Source organism: Streptomyces sp. NPDC001002, from assembly GCF_053599215.1.
Window position 1 is genome coordinate 1 of record NZ_JBSFLV010000221.1, and the last position, 11942, is coordinate 11942.

Annotated in this window: 14 protein-coding genes; 5 read left to right on the forward strand and 9 right to left on the reverse strand. The window is 69.9% G+C overall.

Going from position 1 to position 11942, the window contains the following annotated elements; translation table 11 throughout:
* Positions 1–136: 136 nt before the first annotated feature.
* Entirely contained in the window at positions 137–634 is a 498-nt protein-coding gene (locus ACWDR3_RS45070) for a MarR family winged helix-turn-helix transcriptional regulator (RefSeq protein ID WP_450358507.1), read from the reverse strand.
* A 93-nt stretch (positions 635–727) separates the two neighbouring features.
* Here ACWDR3_RS45070 and ACWDR3_RS45075 point away from each other — a divergent pair, with 93 nt between their 5' ends.
* Positions 728–2530 (forward strand): ABC transporter ATP-binding protein, encoded by a 1803-nt coding sequence (locus ACWDR3_RS45075; RefSeq protein WP_450358508.1) that lies wholly within the window; start codon positions 728–730, stop codon positions 2528–2530.
* Between the two features lie 43 nt (positions 2531–2573).
* Positions 2574–3428 (forward strand): endolytic transglycosylase MltG, encoded by an 855-nt coding sequence (gene mltG / locus ACWDR3_RS45080; protein WP_450358509.1) that lies wholly within the window; start codon positions 2574–2576, stop codon positions 3426–3428.
* 12 nt (positions 3429–3440) lie between these two features.
* Here mltG and ACWDR3_RS45085 read toward each other — a convergent pair whose 3' ends face one another.
* The 6 genes from ACWDR3_RS45085 to ACWDR3_RS45110 all read right to left on the reverse strand — a co-directional run bounded on the left by ACWDR3_RS45085 (position 3441) and on the right by ACWDR3_RS45110 (position 8908).
* Positions 3441–4571: an NAD(P)-binding domain-containing protein gene (locus tag ACWDR3_RS45085; protein ID WP_450358510.1), complete on the reverse strand. Its 1131-nt coding sequence runs from the start codon at positions 4569–4571 to the stop codon at positions 3441–3443.
* A 97-nt stretch (positions 4572–4668) separates the two neighbouring features.
* Positions 4669–5817, reverse strand: coding sequence for an LLM class flavin-dependent oxidoreductase (locus ACWDR3_RS45090; RefSeq protein WP_450358511.1), 1149 nt, complete (start codon positions 5815–5817; stop codon positions 4669–4671).
* Between the two features lies 1 nt (position 5818).
* Positions 5819–6844, reverse strand: a complete 1026-nt coding sequence (locus ACWDR3_RS45095; protein ID WP_450358512.1) for an ABC transporter substrate-binding protein — start codon at positions 6842–6844, stop codon at positions 5819–5821.
* 104 nt (positions 6845–6948) lie between these two features.
* On the reverse strand, positions 6949–7695 hold the full coding sequence (locus ACWDR3_RS45100; RefSeq protein WP_450358513.1) for an ABC transporter ATP-binding protein: 747 nt from the start codon (positions 7693–7695) through the stop codon (positions 6949–6951).
* Positions 7668–8570, reverse strand: coding sequence for an ABC transporter permease (locus ACWDR3_RS45105; protein ID WP_450358514.1), 903 nt, complete (start codon positions 8568–8570; stop codon positions 7668–7670). The genes ACWDR3_RS45100 and ACWDR3_RS45105 overlap by 28 nt, the downstream gene beginning before the upstream one ends.
* Before the next feature lie 191 nt (positions 8571–8761).
* On the reverse strand, positions 8762–8908 hold the full coding sequence (locus tag ACWDR3_RS45110) for a putative leader peptide (protein ID WP_450358515.1): 147 nt from the start codon (positions 8906–8908) through the stop codon (positions 8762–8764).
* A 58-nt stretch (positions 8909–8966) separates the two neighbouring features.
* Here ACWDR3_RS45110 and ACWDR3_RS45115 point away from each other — a divergent pair, with 58 nt between their 5' ends.
* Genes ACWDR3_RS45115 through ACWDR3_RS45125 form a run of 3 tightly spaced genes read left to right on the forward strand, consistent with a single transcriptional unit; the run spans position 8967 to position 10745 of the window.
* Complete coding sequence (locus tag ACWDR3_RS45115; protein ID WP_450358516.1) at positions 8967–9389, forward strand: secondary thiamine-phosphate synthase enzyme YjbQ; 423 nt, start codon at positions 8967–8969, stop codon at positions 9387–9389.
* 28 nt (positions 9390–9417) lie between these two features.
* Positions 9418–9570: a Chromate resistance protein ChrB gene (locus tag ACWDR3_RS45120; RefSeq protein ID WP_450358517.1), complete on the forward strand. Its 153-nt coding sequence runs from the start codon at positions 9418–9420 to the stop codon at positions 9568–9570.
* Positions 9567–10745 (forward strand): MFS transporter, encoded by a 1179-nt coding sequence (locus ACWDR3_RS45125; protein ID WP_450358518.1) that lies wholly within the window; start codon positions 9567–9569, stop codon positions 10743–10745. Before ACWDR3_RS45120 ends, ACWDR3_RS45125 begins: the two co-directional genes overlap by 4 nt.
* 96 nt (positions 10746–10841) lie before the next feature.
* Here the strand turns inward: ACWDR3_RS45125 and ACWDR3_RS45130 are convergent, their stop codons facing one another.
* Both ACWDR3_RS45130 and ACWDR3_RS45135 read right to left on the reverse strand, forming a co-directional pair.
* A complete protein-coding gene (locus ACWDR3_RS45130) occupies positions 10842–11108 on the reverse strand; it encodes a ferredoxin (RefSeq protein WP_450358519.1) in 267 nt (88 codons plus the stop codon).
* The coding region (locus ACWDR3_RS45135) for a cytochrome P450 (protein WP_450358520.1) at positions 11105–11942 on the reverse strand (838 nt) is incomplete at its 5' end. The genes ACWDR3_RS45135 and ACWDR3_RS45130, both read right to left, overlap by 4 nt.

Consider the following 11942-nt stretch of genomic DNA (forward strand, 5'->3'; position numbering starts at 1 on the left):
GGCTGGTCGACCAGTGGAGCCTGCGCGCCGAGCAGCTCTTCGGGATCCCCGCCGAGCACGCCGTCGGCATGGACCCCATCGAGGCGTTCATCGACCGTACGACTGGAGCTGTGGCACACGGCCCGATCCGTCTTGTTCAGCAGGCGTGCCCGTGCTTTTCGTGGACGCCGGACGTCCCGTCCGTGAGGGGACCGTCCACCAGACCCCCGTCCAGCAGCGTGTCCAGCAACGTGCCGAACACCTCCCGCTGCTCGCCCGTGAGCGGCCCCAGGATCTCCTCGGCCGCCGACCTGCGTGACCTGTGCAGGCCGCGCAGCGCCTCGCGGCCGTCGTCCGTGAGCTCGATCCGGATCACCCGGCGATTGGTCGGGTCGGGAACCCGGCGCACCTTGCCGTTCGCCTCAAGCCCGTCGACCAGCGTCGTCACGGCCCGCGGGACGACCTCCAGGCGCTCGGCGAGATCCGCCATGCGCGGTGGTGAGCCCCAGTGCGACAGCGTGCGCAGCAGCCGGGACTGGGCGGGGGTGACACCCAGTCCCGCCAGCTCGATGTGCCGCTTCTGGATGCGGTGCACACGGCGGGTGAACCGCAGCAGCTGCTCGGCGAGCAGGCCGTCGGAATCTGGCGTGGTCATGCGGGAACAATATCAGGATGAAGTTCATTGTGAGCATAGGTAACAATGAGCTAAGCTCCGTCAGTCCTCACCACCTCACCCTCCGTAGGAGCCATGCCCCGAGACGACATCAACTGGACCCCCGCCCCCGGCACCTCGACCGACGAACCCCGGCAGGTGCGCCGAATCCTCCGACTCTTCAAGCCCTACCGAGCCCGGCTCGCCGTCGTCGGCGTGCTGGTCGGTGCCGCGTCCGTGGTCACCGTGGCCACTCCGTTCCTGCTCAAGGAAACGCTGGACGTGGCCATCCCCCAGGGCCGCACCGGGCTGCTCAGCCTGCTCGCCCTGGGCATGATCCTGAGCGCCGTCCTCACCAGCGTCTTCGGCGTGCTGCAGACCCTCATCTCCACGACGGTCGGCCAGCGCGTCATGCACGACCTGCGCACCGCGGTCTACGGCCGTCTGCAGCGCATGTCGCTCGCCTTCTTCACCCGCACCCGCACCGGCGAGGTGCAGTCCCGCATCGCCAACGACATCGGCGGTATGCAGGCCACCGTGACCTCCACGGCCACGTCCCTGGTCTCCAACCTGACCAGCGTGGTCGCCACGATCATCGCGATGATCGCCCTCGACTGGCGGCTCACCGCCGTCTCCCTGGTCCTGCTCCCGTTCTTCGTGTGGATCAGCCGCCGGGTCGGCAACGAACGCAAGAAGATCACCACCCAGCGCCAGAAGCAGATGGCCGCGATGGCCGCGACCGTCACCGAGTCGCTGTCGGTCAGCGGCATCCTGCTCGGCCGCACGATGGGCCGCTCCGACTCGCTGACGCACTCCTTCTCCGAGGAGTCCGAGGGCCTGGTCGACCTCGAAGTCCGCTCGAACATGGCCGGCCGCTGGCGCATGGCCGTCATCACGATCGTCATGGCCGCCATGCCGGCGATCATCTACTGGACGGCCGGTCTCGCCCTGCAATCAGGCGGCCCGGACATCTCCATCGGCACCATCGTCGCCTTCGTCTCGCTCCAGCAGGGCCTGTTCCGCCCGGCCGTGAGCCTGCTGGCCACGGGCGTCCAGATCCAGACCTCGCTCGCGCTCTTCCAGCGCATCTTCGAGTACCTCGACCTGCCGATCGACATCACCGAGCGCGACAACCCCGTCCACCTCGACCGCGTCAAGGGCGAGGTCGCCTTCGAGAACGTCGAGTTCCGCTACGACGACAAGGGCGCCCCGATCCTCGACGACATCGACGTCACGGTCCCCGCGGGCAGCAGCCTCGCGATCGTCGGCCCGACCGGCGCCGGAAAGTCGACGCTCGGCTATCTCGTCCCGCGGCTGTACGACGTGACGGGCGGCCGGGTCACCCTCGACGGGGTCGACGTGCGCGACCTCGACTTCGACACCCTCGCGCGCGCGGTCGGCGTCGTCTCGCAGGAGACGTACCTCTTCCACGCGACGGTCGCCGACAACCTGCGCTTCGCGAAGCCCGACGCCACCGACGAGGAGCTGCACGCGGCGGCCCGGGCGGCCCAGATCCACGAGCACATCGCGGGCCTGCCCGACGGGTACGACACCGTCGTCGGCGAGCGCGGCCACCGGTTCTCCGGCGGCGAGAAGCAGCGCCTGGCCATCGCCCGCACGATCCTGCGCGATCCGCCGGTGCTGATCCTCGACGAGGCGACCAGCGCCCTGGACACCCGCACCGAGCACGCCGTGCAGGAGGCCATCGACGCCCTGTCGGCCAACCGCACGACGCTCACCATCGCGCACCGCCTGTCCACCGTCCGCGACGCCGACCAGATCGTGGTCCTCGACTCCGGGCACGTGGCCGAGCGGGGCACGCACGAGGAGCTGCTGGAACAGGACGGGCGGTATGCGGCCCTCGTACGCCGGGATGCCCAACTGGAACCGACAAGCTGAAAATATGCCGGGTTTGTGACGATATGCGGGTTACCGTGCCCGCATGTACCTCAACACTCCGCCACGGAGAACGATTCGACTGACGCGCAGGGGCCGGCTCGTCCTCATCGCGACCGGAGCCGTCGTGGCCGGCACCGCCGTGGCGGTGCCGCTGCTGAGCCTGGACAGCGAGGGGGAGACGAAGCCCGTCTCGCTGGTCATCCCGGAGGGCTGGCGGGCCGGCCAGATCTACGACGCCGTCGACAAGGCCCTCACCCTGCCGCCCGGCAGCGCCAAGAAGTCGCTCGCCAAGGCGAACCTGAAGCTGCCGAACGACGCGGAGGGCAACCCCGAGGGCTACCTCTTCCCGGCGACGTACCCGCTCACCGAGAAGGCGACCCCCGAGTCCCTGCTGTCGTACATGGTCGACACGGCCAACAAGAAGTTCAACGGGGCGCCCGTCGCCGCGGGCGCCCAGCGCAACTCGATGAACGTCTACCAGGCGGTCACCATCGCGAGCATCGTCCAGGCCGAGGCGGCCACGAAGGCGGACATGGGCAAGGTGGCCCGGGTCGTCTTCAACCGGCTGGAGCGGGGGATGCCGCTGCAGATGGACTCCACGCTCAACTACGCCCTGAACCGCTCGACGCTGCGCACGACCAGCGACGACACGCGGATCGACAACCCCTACAACTCGTACATGCGCATGGGCCTGCCGCCCACGCCGATCGACAACCCGGGCGAGGACGCCATGCGCGCGGCCATCAGCCCGACGCCGGGCGACTGGATGTACTTCGTGACGGTCAAGCCCGGCGACACTCGCTTCACCGCCGACTTCGCCCAACACCAGCGCAATGTCGCGGAGTTCAACGCCCAGCAGAAGGGCGGGGCGAACACGCAGGCCAAGTCTGGGAGGTGAGTGGGCGGGGCATCATGCGGCGGTCGACTCCACCGATTCGGCAGGCTCGATCGACTCGGCGGGATCGTCCGGCTCGCTCGGTGATTCGGCCAGCAGTCGCCTGATGTCCCGTACGGCCGCGCGGCCCGCCCGGTTGGCGCCGATGGTGCTGGCCGAGGGGCCGTAGCCGACCAGGTGGATGCGCGGGTCGGCGACCGCGCGGGTGCCGTCGACCTGGATGCCGCCGCCCGCCTCGCGCAGCCGCAGGGGCGCGAGGTGGTCGATGGCGGCGCGGAATCCGGTGGCCCAGAGGATCACGTCGGCGGCCACGCGGCGGCCGTCGTCCCACTCCACGCCCTCGGGCGTGATGCGGTCGAACATGGGCTGCCGGTCGAGGACACCGTCGTCGATGCCTTGCCGGATCGCGTCGTTGAGCGGCAGCCCGGTCACCGACACGACACTCTTCGGCGGCAGTCCCTGCCGGACGCGTTCCTCGACGAGCGCGACGGCCGACCGACCGACGTCCTCGCTGAAGGGACCCTCGCGGAAGACGGGCGGACGCCGGGTGACCCACGTCGTGGCCGCCGCGTACGGGGCGAGCTCCAGCAGGTGCTGCGTTCCGGAGGCGCCGCCGCCCACCACGATGACCCGCTGCCCGGCGAACTCCTCGGGACCGCGGTACTGCGCGGTGTGCAACTGCCGCCCGCGGAACGTCTCTTGGCCCTTGTAGCGCGGCCAGAACGGCCGGTCCCAGGTGCCCGTCGCGTTGATCAGCGCCCGCGTCGACCAGGTGCCGACCGAGGTCTCGACGAGCAGCCGCCCGCCGACGCCCTCGCGCACGGCACTCACGTCCACGGGACGTCGTACCCGCAGGTCGAAGGCGCGCTCGTAGGCGGCGAAGTACTCCGCGACGACCTCCGCGGAAGGGCGCGCCGGGTCGGCGTCGGTGAGTTCCATGCCCGGCAGGGAGTGCATGCCGTGCACCTTGCCGTACGTCAGTGAGGGCCAGCGGAACTGCCAGGCGCCGCCCGGGGCGGGGGAGTGATCGAGCACCACGAAGTCGCGCTCCGGCTCGAAGCCGGTGCGGCGCAGGTGATAGGCGCTGGACAGACCCGCCTGCCCGGCGCCTATGACGACGACCTCGACCTCACGCGTGTTGTTCACACTTCTACCAACGGTGGTGAGGCCACCGATCTTCCCGGTCCGAGGCGGGGCCCTTCCCGGTCCTGTGCGTGGCTTCGGTGGTTCGCTGGCCTCCAGGTCACCGCCCGCCGGCGACCAGGAGTGGTGCGGCGCCGCCGGCGACGGTGTCCTCCAGCAGCCCGCGCGCCGACAGCTCAGGGATCACGCCCTCCCCGAACCAGTACGCCTCCTCCAGATGCGGATAGCCGGACAGCACGAAGTGCTCGACGCCCAGCGCGTGGTACTCCTCGATCAGGTCGGCCACCTCGGCATGGCTGCCGACCAGTGCGGTCCCCGCGCCGCCACGCACGAGACCCACCCCGGCCCAGAGGTTCGGGTGGATCTCCAGTTCACCGCGCGAGCCGCCGTGCAGGGCGAGCATGCGCTGCTGGCCCACCGACTCGCTGCGTCCGAGCGCGGTCTGCGCGGCCGCGATCGTGTCCGCGTCGAGATCGTCGAGCAGCCGGTTCGCCGTCGCCCACGCCTCGGCGGACGAATCGCGCGAGATGGTGTGCAGCCGCACCCCGAAGCGCACGGTCCGGCCCTCCCGTTCGGCCAGCGACCGGATCCAGTCGATCTTCTCCTTGACCTGCGCGGGCGGCTCGCCCCAGGTCAGATAGACGTCCGAGTGCCGCGCCGCGACCGGCCCGGCGGCGGGTGACGACCCGCCGAAGAAGATCTGCGGCAACGGGTCGGGCGGCAGCGCGGTCAGCCCGCCCTCGACCTGGTAGTGCTCGCCTTCGAAGTCGTACGGCTGTCCCCGCCACACCCCGCGTACGACGGACAGGAACTCGTCCGTGCGCGCGTACCGCCGGTCGTGGTCGAGCCGGTCGCCGAAGCGCCGCTGCTCGGCCGAGTCGCCGCCGGTGACGACGTTCAGCAGCAACCGCCCCCGGGTGACCCGCTGATAGGTCGCCGCCATCTGCGCGGCGAGCGTCGGCGAGATGAGCCCGGGCCTGAACGCGACCAGGAACTTGAGCCGTTGGGTGTGCTGCGCGAGCGCCACGGTCGTCAGCCAGGCGTCCTCGCACCAGGTGCCGGTCGGCGTCAGCACGGCTTCGAAGCCCAACTGCTCGGCAGCTTTGGCGATTTGGGCGAGGTACTCGATGTCCGGAGGGCGCACCCCGCGGACCGGGGAACCGGCCTGGTTGGACCCGTAGGCGTGCCGGTCGACGAGCGTACGCCCGTCACCGCCCGTCGGCAGGAACCAGTGCAGGTGGACGGACATGTCACGAACCCCCGGAGGTACGGGCCGGAGTGGTGGACGGGGGCAGGTCGCCGTTGTAGCGGGTGTCCACGAAGTCGGCGAAGTCGACCTTCTTCGGGATGAGCTTCAACTCGGTGAAGGTGTCGGCGATTTCCTGCTCGGAGGCCACAACTCCCTTGTCGACAGCGACCGTCACCCGCGTGGAGTTGGTCCGCTTCACCGAGGCCAGCGCGGTCTCGTAGGGCAGCCCGGTGTCCTTCGCCCAGACCTTGGCCCACTCCTCCTGATGGCCGTAGACCCACTCGGTGGCTCGGTCGAGCCGCGCAAGATAGTCCTTGATCGCGGCGGCTTTCTCCTTGTCCTTCAGCGCGTTCGGCGCCGCCACCTGGAAGGTCAGACCGTTGGTCACACCCTGCCCGGTGGTCAGGACACGCCCCTGCTTCGCCTGCAGAATCTGCGAGGTGTACGGGTCCCACACCGCCCACGCGTCGACCTTGCCGGACGTGAACGCGGCCAGTGCGTCGGCGGGTTGGAGGTACTTGACCTTCACGTCGCTCAGGCTCAGCCCGGCCGCCTTGAGGGAGGCCACCAACTGGTAGTGCGCGGAGGAACCCTGCGCCACCGCGACCGACTTCCCCTTCAGCTCCTGGGGTTTGGTCAGCTTCGAGTCGTTCGGTACGAGGATGGCGTCGCCCTCGGACGTGCCGTGCCAGGCGGCCACCACCGAGATCTTCGAGCCGGCGCCGGCCGCGAAGACCGGCGGGGTGTTGCCGACGCCGCCGATGTCGACGGCCTTGGCGTTGACGGCCTCCAGCAGGGGCGGGCCGGAGGTGAAGGTGGACCACCTGATCTTGTACTTGAGGTTCTTGAGCTCCCCGGCGGCCCGCAGGATGGCCTCCGAACCACCCTTCTGGTCACCGACGTTGAGGGTGACGGAGCCCGCGCCGTCGGTGTCGGTCCCCGTGCTGGCGGACGAGTTCCCACCGCAGGCGGTGAGGAGGAGGGCGAAGGGGAGGAGCAGTGCGGCGGGGACGAGGCGACGTCGCATGGGGTTTCCGTTCCGTTCAACTGAGGTGTGGGCGTGGGGAGTTCAGATGGGGTGGGGGACTGGAGTTGTGGGGGAGTTCAGGTGAGATGTGAGACCGGGGGAGCTCAGGCGGCTTCCGCGGCGGTGTCGACGCCGAGCCGTTCCAGCAGGCCGGCGCGGAGTTCGGCGAACCGGGGGTCGGTGATGTCGCGCGGGCGGTCGAGATCGATGCGCTGCTCGTGCGCGATGACGCCGTCGTCCATCACCAGGACGCGGTCGGCGAGCAGCACGGCCTCCTCGACGTCGTGCGTGACCAACAGGACGGCGCAGCCACGCCGTTGCCACAACTCGCCGACCAGTCGCTGGGCCTTGATGCGGGTCAGCGCGTCGAGCGCGCCGAACGGCTCGTCGAGCAGCAGGAGATCGGGTTCGCGGACCAACGCCCGTGCCAGGGAGGCACGTTGGGCCTCGCCGCCGGAGAGGGTCTTGGGCCAGGCGTCGGAGCGGTGGCTCAGGCCGACCTCGGTGAGGGCCTGTTCGGCGACGGAGCGGGTCGGCTTGCCGGGCAGTCCGAGCAGCACGTTGCGCCAGACCTTCTTCCAGGGCATCAGGCGCGGTGCCTGGAAGGCGACGGCCTTGCGGCGCGGGACCAGGACCGTGCCCTGGATGTCGCGGTCGAGGCCGGCCAGGATCCGCAGCAGCGTGGACTTGCCGCAGCCGCTGCGACCGAGCAGGGCGACGAACTCGCCCGGCTGGACGTCGAGTCGGAGGTTGTCGATCACGGCACGGCCGTCGAAGGCGCGGGTCAGCCCCTCGACCTGGACGGCGTGCGTGGCGGTGGGGCTCACCGGCCGGTGAACGTCGGTCGCCATTGCAGCAGCACCTTTTCGAGGGAGCGGACGATGAAGTCGGCCAGCAGGCCGAGGAAGGCGTAGACGATCAGGCAGACCACGATGACGTCGGTCTGGAGGAAGTCCCGCGCCTGCACCATGAGGAAGCCGATGCCCGCGTCGGCGTTGACCTGCTCGGCGAAGACGAGCGCGAGCCAGGCGATGCCGAGGGAGTAGCGAAGCCCCGTGAGCGCGCCGGGCAGTGCCCCCGGCAGTACGACATGCCGGACCAGTCCCCATCGGGACAGCCCCAAAGACTCGCCGGCCTCGATGAGTTGGGAGTCGACCCCGCGGATGCCGGCGTACACGTTGAGGTAGAGCGGGAAGGTCACGCCGAGCGTGATGATGGCGACCTTCGGGGCCTCGCCGATGCCGAACCAGATGATGAACAGCGGGATGAGACCGACGAACGGCACGGTCCGCAGCATCTGCACCGGCGCGTCCACCAGGTCCTCGCCGATCCTGAACAGCCCGGAGACCAGGGCGAGTCCGGTGCCGATGAGCGTGCCGAACAGCAACCCGAAGGCGACGCGCTGGAGCGAGGTGCCCATGGCCGAGGTCAGCGAACCGTTGCCGATCAGATCCCCGGCGACCTGCGCGATCCGCCCCGGGGAGGCGAGCACGTCGGAGGTCAACACGCCGGTGCTGCTGAGGAGTTGCCACAGCGCGAGCAACAGGACGGGGCCGGAGGTCCGGCGCAGCCAACGTGGAATGCGGGTACCTCGGGTGGAGGCGGGGGTGATGGGAACGAGGTCGAGGGCGGCGCCCTGACGGCTGCCGACCGTGTCACCGCTGTCTGTTGATATAGGCGATATATCGGGTTCAGAGGCGCCGGGCGGCGCATGGCTGATGCTCATGGGAGCTCCACGGGGAGGAGAGCGGCCGGTGGGGGTGGGGTGGGCGTGAGCCTCGGAGCCGCCACACCGGCTGAACCGACACCGATCGACACCGATCGACGTCGATCAGTGCGGATCAGTGGGTGTGCGGGCAGGCGGCGTACGAAGGCCGAAAGGCGCGAGCCGGAGAAACGAGGGGGGAGAAAAGGGCGTCAGCAGCCGCGGCGACACGCGGCGGAGGCCACCCGCAGCAGGTCGATGTGACCGCGCGTGGTGAGCAGAACTGAACGCAACATGCGGCGAAAGTAGTCAGATCGTCGGGCCACGGTCAATGGCGTCTCGCGGACTGGACCCCTCATATCAACGGGCGGGCGCCCGCCCGTGTGGTCAACCGGGCGTATGGGTCAGGATGGAGGCATGTCGGATGCCTTCACCACACGAGTCCTGAACGTCACCACGGGTTCCAAGGAGCGGGTCGTCGACCTCACGAGCGACTGCGAGGCGTTCCTGAGGGAGGTGGCCGCCGGCCGCGACGGCCTCCTCAACCTCTTCGTCCCGCACGCCACGGCCGGAATCGCGATCATCGAAACGGGCGCCGGCAGCGACGACGACCTCCTCGCCGCCCTGCACACCCTCCTACCGGCCGACGACCGCTGGCAACACCGCCACGGCACCCCGGGCCACGGCCGCGACCACGTCCTCCCGGCGTTCGTACCACCGCATGCGACGTTGCCGGTGGTGGGCGGGCGGTTGGAGTTGGGGACATGGCAGTCGGTTTGCCTGGTGGACACGAACCGGGACAACCCCGACCGGAAGGTTCGGTTGTCGTTCCTTGGGTGAGGCTTTGGGTGCGACGACTGTGGGTGCGATGTCCGGCCGCTCCAAACGGCGCGTATCCGGAGCCGGCGCCCCGGAGGCCGCCGAGGCAGCGACACGGCTGAAGCAGTGCGTCGCCGTCTGCGAGGACGACGCCGAGCAGGTCTTCCCTGCCCTGCACGAGACACCGGATCAAGAACGATGACCACGCCGGCAGCCTCCCAAGGCGCACCCGCGCGGCAGATGTGGCCGCTGTACGCGGCCGGGTTCACCACCGCCTTCGGTGCCCACGGGATCGCCGCCAACCTCGGCGGCCACTCCGACGACGCCGTCACCTCCCTCATGGTGCTCGGCGGCCTGCTGGCGCTGTACGACGGCGCCGAGGTGCTGCTCAAGCCGGTCTTCGGCACGCTCGCCGACCGTGTCGGCGCCCGCCCGGTGCTGCTCGGCGGCCTCGTCGCCTTTGCCACCGCCTCGGCGGTGTACGCAGTGGCGGACAGCCCCGGCTGGCTGTGGGCGGCCCGTCTCGGACAGGGCGCCTCCGCTTCTGCCTTCTCGCCGTCCGCGTCCGCGCTGGTCGCCCGTCTCACCTCGGCCGCGAAGCACGGGCGGGCGTTCGGCAGTTACGGCTTCTACAAGTCGATCGGCTACACCCTGGGCCCATTGCTGGGCGGTGTCCTGGTGTGGGCCGTAAGCCTGCGACTGCTGTTCATCGTCCTGGCCGTACTCGGCGCCGCGGTCGCCGCCTGGGCCGCGCTCGCCGTGCCCGTCGTACCGCCGCTGCCCAAGGCGCGGCAGACGGTGCTCGACCTTGCGAGGAGGCTGGCTGATCCGGCGTTCCTCGCCCCGACTGCCGCGTTGGCGGCGGCGACCGCCGCTCTCTCGGTCGGTGTGGGGTTCCTCCCGGTCTCCGGTCGTACGGCGGGTATGGGCACCGTGGCCACGGGCGCCGCCGTGTCGCTGCTCGCCGTGTGCGCGGCGATCGTCCAGCCCCGGGCCGGGCGCGCCCTGGACGAAGGGCGGCTGACGACCCGTAGCGGCCTCACCGCCGGACTGCTGCTGACCGCGGCCGGACTGGGCTGCGCCATGCTTCCGGGTCCTGCCGGTGTGCTGGCCGGCGCGGCTCTGATCGGTATCGGGACCGGCCTGATCACGCCGCTGGGCTTCGCGGCACTTGCTGCCTCCGCTCCCGCCGAGCGCCTCGGCCAGACGATGGGCGCCGCTGAACTGGGTCGCGAACTTGGTGACGCGGGTGGCCCGTTGCTGGTCGCGGCAGTTGCCTCGCTCACCACTCTCACCCATGGCTACGCAGTACTCGCGGTTGTGCTCCTCGGAGGATGTGCGCTCGGTCTCGTCCGCCGCCGCTCCGGAGCGGCATGACAACGTCGACCGGTGTGGCGAAGGCGTGGGCATTGACACAGCCGATGCCAGGGCCGGCGACGCCAGCCCCCGCTACGGCGCTGTGGAATCCGCTACTCATCGGCGTGTCAATTCGTCGGGCGCCTCGGTGTCCGACGGTGGGAAGACTCGTTCGCCGGAGTCCGCGATCGTGATGCCGATGGCCTCGATCGGGCACGACTCGGCCACTTCCAGCACCTGTTCGGACGCGGGAAGCGTGGCGGACCGTGCGCGTCCCTGGCCGTTCTCGTCGAGTTCGAACTGCTCGGGTGCGGAGGCGGCGCACAGTCCGGTGCGGACGCAGGCCCGTTTGTCGACGGCGACGTTCCACCTCGCGGTCGTCATCGGACTTCTTCGAAGAGCAGAGGCAGCGTCTTCCAGCCGCGGACGGTGGAGGTCTGCGCCAGTTCGGCGTGTTCCCAGTCCACGTCCCAGCCGGGGAAGCGCTGGAGGATCTCCTCCGCCGCGATCCTGCCTTCCAGCCGGGCGAGGGCCGCGCCCAGGCAGTAGTGCGCGCCCACACCGAAGCTCATGTGCTGGGTGACCCGGTGGATGTCGAAGCGGTCAGGGTTCTCGAAGCGCTGTGGGTCGCGGTTGGCGGCCGCCTGGATGAAGAGGATGGCGCTGCCGGCCGGCACCGTGTGGTCGTACAGCTGGATGTCCTTGGTGACGTACCGGCCGGTGAACGGTCCGGTCGGCTCGAAGCGTAAGACCTCCTCGATGGCGTTGGGGATGAGGGTCGGGTCGGCGGCCAACTCCCTTCGTGCCGCCGGGTATCGGGCCATCAGGGCGCCGAACCAGCCGATGAGGCGGCCCGTGGTCTCGTTGCCGGCGCCGGCGACCACGGAGCAGTAGGTCAGGACTTCGTCGTCGGTGAGTGTGCGGGTGACACCGTTCTCGTCTTCGAACTCGGCGGTCATCAGCTCGGTCATGAGGTCGTCGGAGGGGTGCCGCTTGCGCCACTCGATGTAGTCCTTGAAGGCATCCGTGCTGAGGATGTCCTCGTGGTTGATCTTTCCGCCGTCCTCGGTGCCCAGCGTCTCGTCGGTGTAGTCGCGGATGGCGGGCTGGTCGGCCTCGGGGATGCCCAGGAGCATCCCGATCACCCGCATCGTCGACCCGCTGTACGTACTGCCCAACACCAACGGCAGCCGCAACTGGGGCGTGTTCCAGATCTCC

Coding starts and splice junctions, on each gene's coding strand:
- ACWDR3_RS45070 (WP_450358507.1), bottom strand. CDS start 634: ATGACCACGCCAGATTCCGACGGCCTGCTCGCCGAGCAGCTGCTGCGG.
- ACWDR3_RS45075 (WP_450358508.1), top strand. CDS start 728: ATGCCCCGAGACGACATCAACTGGACCCCCGCCCCCGGCACCTCGACC.
- mltG (WP_450358509.1), top strand. CDS start 2,574: ATGTACCTCAACACTCCGCCACGGAGAACGATTCGACTGACGCGCAGG.
- ACWDR3_RS45090 (WP_450358511.1), bottom strand. CDS start 5,817: ATGTCCGTCCACCTGCACTGGTTCCTGCCGACGGGCGGTGACGGGCGT.
- ACWDR3_RS45095 (WP_450358512.1), bottom strand. CDS start 6,844: ATGCGACGTCGCCTCGTCCCCGCCGCACTGCTCCTCCCCTTCGCCCTC.
- ACWDR3_RS45100 (WP_450358513.1), bottom strand. CDS start 7,695: ATGGCGACCGACGTTCACCGGCCGGTGAGCCCCACCGCCACGCACGCC.
- ACWDR3_RS45105 (WP_450358514.1), bottom strand. CDS start 8,570: ATGAGCATCAGCCATGCGCCGCCCGGCGCCTCTGAACCCGATATATCG.
- ACWDR3_RS45110 (WP_450358515.1), bottom strand. CDS start 8,908: ATGAGGGGTCCAGTCCGCGAGACGCCATTGACCGTGGCCCGACGATCT.
- ACWDR3_RS45115 (WP_450358516.1), top strand. CDS start 8,967: ATGTCGGATGCCTTCACCACACGAGTCCTGAACGTCACCACGGGTTCC.
- ACWDR3_RS45120 (WP_450358517.1), top strand. CDS start 9,418: ATGTCCGGCCGCTCCAAACGGCGCGTATCCGGAGCCGGCGCCCCGGAG.
- ACWDR3_RS45125 (WP_450358518.1), top strand. CDS start 9,567: ATGACCACGCCGGCAGCCTCCCAAGGCGCACCCGCGCGGCAGATGTGG.
- ACWDR3_RS45130 (WP_450358519.1), bottom strand. CDS start 11,108: ATGACGACCGCGAGGTGGAACGTCGCCGTCGACAAACGGGCCTGCGTC.